Source organism: Rhodococcus sp. NPDC057014 (genome assembly GCF_042673295.1).
GTDB lineage: Bacteria > Actinomycetota > Actinomycetes > Mycobacteriales > Mycobacteriaceae > Rhodococcus_F.
This window is the reverse complement of record NZ_JBHUSF010000012.1, coordinates 1-5,249: the sequence shown is the minus strand read 5'-3', so window position 1 is coordinate 5,249 and position 5,249 is coordinate 1. Positions and strand designations below refer to the sequence as shown.

Annotated in this window: 3 protein-coding genes and 1 pseudogene; all 4 read left to right on the top strand. The window is 71.6% G+C overall.

Going from position 1 to position 5,249, the window contains the following annotated elements; translation table 11 throughout:
• Positions 1-598: pseudogene (locus ACFTZB_RS04145) on the top strand (3-oxoacyl-ACP synthase); the annotation flags it as partial.
• Entirely contained in the window at positions 595-1,647 is a 1,053-nt protein-coding gene (locus ACFTZB_RS04140; RefSeq protein ID WP_378430228.1) for an HAD-IIIC family phosphatase, read from the top strand. The pseudogene ACFTZB_RS04145 and the gene ACFTZB_RS04140, both read left to right, overlap by 4 nt.
• A complete protein-coding gene (locus ACFTZB_RS04135; protein WP_378430227.1) occupies positions 1,644-3,218 on the top strand; it encodes an amino acid adenylation domain-containing protein in 1,575 nt (524 codons plus the stop codon). Before ACFTZB_RS04140 ends, ACFTZB_RS04135 begins: the two co-directional genes overlap by 4 nt.
• On the top strand, positions 3,211-5,249 hold a 2,039-nt coding region (locus ACFTZB_RS04130; protein WP_378430226.1), incomplete at its 3' end, for a condensation domain-containing protein. The genes ACFTZB_RS04135 and ACFTZB_RS04130, both read left to right, overlap by 8 nt.

The following is a 5,249-nucleotide window of genomic DNA, read 5'->3' as shown; positions in this document are numbered from 1 at the left end:
CTGCCAGAACGTGCTCGTCGTCGCGGCGGCGAAGACACCCACCCGGTCGCGGTACCGGTCGCCGATGACGCTCCTCGGCGACGGCGCCGCCGCGGTCCTGCTGACGACGTCGGGGACCGGACGGTACGAACTCGTCGACCAGATGATCCGCAGCGACGGAAAATACGCCGACCTGTTCCACATCGACTACCGCGACGTCCGCGAAGCCGACTGGATCGAGGAATGCGCCGACGAACCCACGTACTCGTTTCGCCTGGCGGTCGAGAGCCGGAAGCGGTTCACGGAGATCAACGCGGAGCTGCTGGCCCGGAACGGGCTGCAGCAGGACGGGATCGGCGTGTTCCTCATGCAGAACCTGTCGCTCGGTGCGTTCGCATTCTGGCAGGAGGCGCTCGACGTCGCGATCGATCCCGTCTGCCGCGACAACCTGGCCCGGTACGGCCATCTCGGCTCCGTCGACGTGGTGGCGAACCTCGAGCGCGTGGCGTCCGCGCAGGAGCCCGGCGACTACTGCGTGATCATGAACAGCAGCCCGGTCGCGGCGTGGAGCAGTGCGCTGCTCCGGCGCCTGCCGGACCACCCCGGGCGCGGGGCGTGATTGCGATGGCGCCGACGGTCAAGTGCATGGTCTGGGATCTCGACGACACCATCTGGGACGGTGTCGTCCTCGAGCAGGACGCTCCCGTGCCGACGGCGGACGCCCTTCGCGCCCTGGACGTGCTCGATCGGCGCGGAATCCTGCACGCCGTGGCGAGCCGCGGCGAATTCGAACCCGCCGCCGCGCACCTGCGGATGCACGGCATCGAGGAACTGTTCTGCGCCATCGACGTCGGGTGGGGACCGAAGTCGGAGGCCGTGCGCCGCATCGCGGAGACCCTGAACCTGGGCCTCGACACCATCGCGTTCGTCGACAACGATCCCGTCGAGCGTGCCGAGGTGTCCGAGGCGCTGCCGCCGGTGCGGTGCTATCCCGCCGAGCAGATCGCGTCGTTCCCCGACCTTCCCGAGTTGACTCCGCCCGCCGTCACCGCGGAGGCGAGGCAGCGGAGGGCGCTGTATCGCGCGGAACGGATCCGGCAGGTGAGCGAACAGGAGTTCCGCGGGTCGAACGCCGAGTTCCTGGCCTCGCTCGACTTGGTCATGACGGTCCGCAGGGCGAACGAGGACGACCTCGAGCGCGCGCACGAACTCACCGTGCGGTCTCATCAACTCAACACGACGGGACGCACTTTCGGGATCGACGAACTGCGCGGGCTCTGCGCCTCCGACGATCACGAGGTGCTCGTCGCGTCACTCGGCGACCGGTTCGGCGGGTACGGCACGATCGGTCTCGCGGTGTCGGAGATCCGCGGCGACGATTCCGTCCTGCAACTGCTGCTGATGTCGTGCCGGGTGATGTCGCGGGGCGTCGGGACGGCGCTGATCCGGCACGTCGTGGAGCGGGCCCGCGCCCACGGCAGGCGGGCGCTCGCCGAGTTCGTGCCGACCGACGTCAACCGGGTCATGCTGGTGACGCTGCGATTCGCGGGCTTCGACGTCGTCGACCCGAATCCCGATCGGATGCTGTTGCGGTGCAACGACATCCGGAGTGCGGCGGCACCGAACGCCGATCACGTCACGGTCCTCTCCGAGGACGTGACGCCATGACGGACGTGGTCTCGAGCGGCGGAGTGACGTCCGGGATCCTCCGCCAGTGCAGGCGCGTTCCCGGCCGGATCGCGATCGTGGTGGGCGACCGTGCGCTGACGTACCGCGAACTCGACTCGGCGAGCGAGGCATTGGCGCGCAGGCTCGCCGCCCTCGGCGTGCGACCGGGCCAGGTGGTGCTGATCCACCAGCGGCAGAGCGCCGAAACGGTCGTCGGGATGATCGCGGCGCTGAGGCTGGGCGCGGCGTGGTGCGTGATCGAGCCCGGACATCCGGCAGGGCAGCTCCGCGCACTCCTCGGCGACATCGACTGCGGGGCCATCGTCTTCGGGTCCGCCGATCCGAAGACGTCACCGGAGACGGTCCGGGCACTGGCCGGCAGTGCGGGCGGACGGGTTCCGGCACTGCACGACCGGGATGCGAGCCCGGCGCCCGGAGACGAACCGGCGGTCGAACTTCCTGCGGACGTGCCCGCGGCCACCTCCGCCTACGTGATCACGACGTCCGGTTCCACCGGCATCCCCAAGGCTGTCGTCGCGAGCCGCGCCAACCTCGCGAGCATGGTCGACGGCCGCGACTACGACTACGACGAGGACGACCTGGTCACGTTCTCCGCGTTCCGCCTCACGTGGGACGGCTCCCTGCTGAAGACTCTCTGGGCGCTGTGCACGGGCGGCACCAGCGTGCTCCCGGCCGCGCACGAACTGATGGACGCCGAGGCGGTCGCCGCGCTCGCCCGGACGTGGCGGGCCACCCACCTGGTGGCGACCCCGTCGTTCTACCGGCTGCTGCTGCCGCACCTCGCCCCGCTGCGCGAGCGCCTGCGGTTGGTGACGCTTGCGGGAGAAGCCCTTCCGGGTGTGCTCGTCGCCCAGCACCGGGCGGTGCTGCCGGGGGTTCCGCTGAGCAACGAGTACGGGCCGACCGAGACCACCGTCAGCTGTCTCGCCCATGCGGTGCGCGACGTCCCCGCCTCGATCGCGCCGATCGGCAGACCTTTGGGCGCGAGCAGGGCGTACGTCCTCGACGCGAAACTGGTCGAGGTGCCGTACGGGGCCGTCGGGGACCTGTACGTCGGCGGTCCCCAGATCTCCGAGGGCTACGCGTCCCGCCCGGCGGCCACCGCGGCCCGGTTCGTCGCCGACCCCTTCGCGGAGCGGCCGGGCGCCCGGATGTATCACACCGGCGACCTCGCGCGCGTCGACCCGCACGGCGACATCGAATTCTGCGGCCGGTTCGACGGGCAGGTGAAGGTGCGCGGCGCCCGCGTCGAGAGGCACGCCGTGGAGGCAGTGCTGGAGAGCCACCCCGCGATCCACCAGGCAGTGGTCGTCGCGACCGCCGACGAACACGGGGAGACCGCCTTGACCGCGTTCTGGGTGCCCGCGGCCACGGCGACCGTGCTGCCCACACCCCGCGACCTGATCGCGCACTGCGCGGAACGACTCGTCGCGCAGGCCGTGCCCGACCGTTTCCTCGCGCTCGGCGCGCTCCCGCTCGCCCCGAGCAGCAAGGTGGACGAGGCGGCGTTGCGCCGGCTGCTCCCCGGCGGAGGTGGTGGCGTTGCCTGAACACCGTCCCGACACCCCGGGCCACGGCGAGACACCGTTCCCGCTGTCCTCCGCGCAATACGAGGCGTGGCTGGCGCAGCAACTCGCCCCCGACGTGCCGCTGTGCATCGCCCAGTACGTCGAGGTGCACGGCGACCTGGACGTCGACGTCCTGCGCGCGGCGACCGTCGCGACCGCGGACGAATTCGGATCGCCGTTCCTCCGGTTGATCGACAGGGACGGTCAGCCGTTCCAGATGGTCGACCCCGCCGCGGACCGCTCGATCGGGTTCGTCGACTTCCGCGACCACACCGAACCGGTGGACGCCGCACGCCGGTGGATGCGCGCCGACTGCGAGACCCCGCTCGATCCGACTCGCGACCGGCTCGTCGAATCGTCGATCCTCCGGGTCGGTGACGAACACTACCTGTGGTACAGCAAGATTCACCACGTCGCCCTGGACGGCTACGGTGCGATGACGATGCTCAACCGCATCGCGGCCCGGTATTCCGCGGCGGTGCTCGGCCGGGAACCGGCACCCGGCGAGGCCGCGCACCCCCGGCATCTGTACGACGCCGACCAGCAGTACCGGTCGTCGAACCGGTTCGCCGCGGATCGGCAGTACTGGGCCGATCGGATCGGCGGCCTCGGACCGGGATCGACCCTGGCGCGGCGGACGGGACCCGCGGTCGCCACGAGCACCGACGCCGCCGGGCCCCTCCCGGACGCCGCGGAGCGAGCGCTCGGCGAAGCAGGTACCCGCGGAACCGCCGCGATCATCGCCGCGTTCGCCTGCTACCTGTCGAGGATGACGGGACGCGCGGATGTCCTCGTGAAGATCCCGGTGTCCGCGCGCACCACCGCGATCCTGCGCAGGTCCGGTGGCATGGTCGCGGGTGTCGTGCCGCTTCCCGTGCGGATCCGCCCCGCGGACACCGTGGGGCAACTGGTCGAGCGGGTCCAACTGGACCTGATGGGTGCACTGCGACACCAGCGTTTCGGGCTCGGCGACATCCGCCGCGACGCGGGCGCCGCGGCGGCCCGGTCGCTGTCGGGACCGATGGTCAACGTGATGCTCTTCCATCAGGAACTCGCCCTCGGACCGCTCGTCGGCGAGTACCGCATCGTCACGTCCGGACCGGTCGAGGATCTGCTCGTCAACGTGTACCAGAGCGGGGCGCCGGTCCGGACGTTCGTCCACTTCCTGGCGAACCCCCACCGCTACGACGCCGGCGAGGTCGTTGCCCACCACCGGCGGTTCGTGGAACTGCTCGGCGACTTCCTCGCGGCCGGCGCGGACGCCGCGGTGGGCACCGTCCACGAGGAGACCGCCCGGCTCGACTTCTGGACGCGCACCCTGGCGGGTGCGCCCCCGCTGCTGGATCTGCCCACCGACCGTCCGCGCCCCGCACGGCCGTCCGGGCGCAGCGCCGCCGTCGACGTCGCACTGGACCCGGAACTGCGGCGCGGGCTGGCAGCGCTCGCCGAGGCGCATCGCACGGACGCCGCCACCGTCACGCACGCGGTGCTGGCGCTGGTGCTGGCACGATCGGCCCGCACCGGTGACGTCGTCCTCGGCACGCGGACGGGCACCGACGTGGTGGTGTCGCGGACCCGGGTGCGCGGCGCCGACCGGTTCGGCGACTTCGTCGACACGGTCCGGGACGCCGCCGCGCAGGCGGGCGCCCACCACGGCGTACCGGTGGAGGACGTCGCCCTGGCCCTCGACGTGCCGCGGTCCGCGTCCCACGCACCGCTCTTCCAGGTGCTGCTCGAATTCTCCGAGTCCGGTGGAGACCTCGGCGACCTCGATCTGCGGGTGACGGTGTCGGACACGACGGCCCGCTTCACCTACGCGACGGACCTGTTCGACGCCGCCACCGTGAACGGGTTCGCCCGGCGGTTCGTGCGGACCGCCGGCGCGGGTGTCGCGGATCCGTCCGTCGTGATCGGGGACATCGATCCGGCAGACCCGGACGAACACACCCTGCTGCGGGAATGGTCGACCCGGCGGGCGGATACCGCCGGCGAGACGACGCTCGGCGCGCTGTT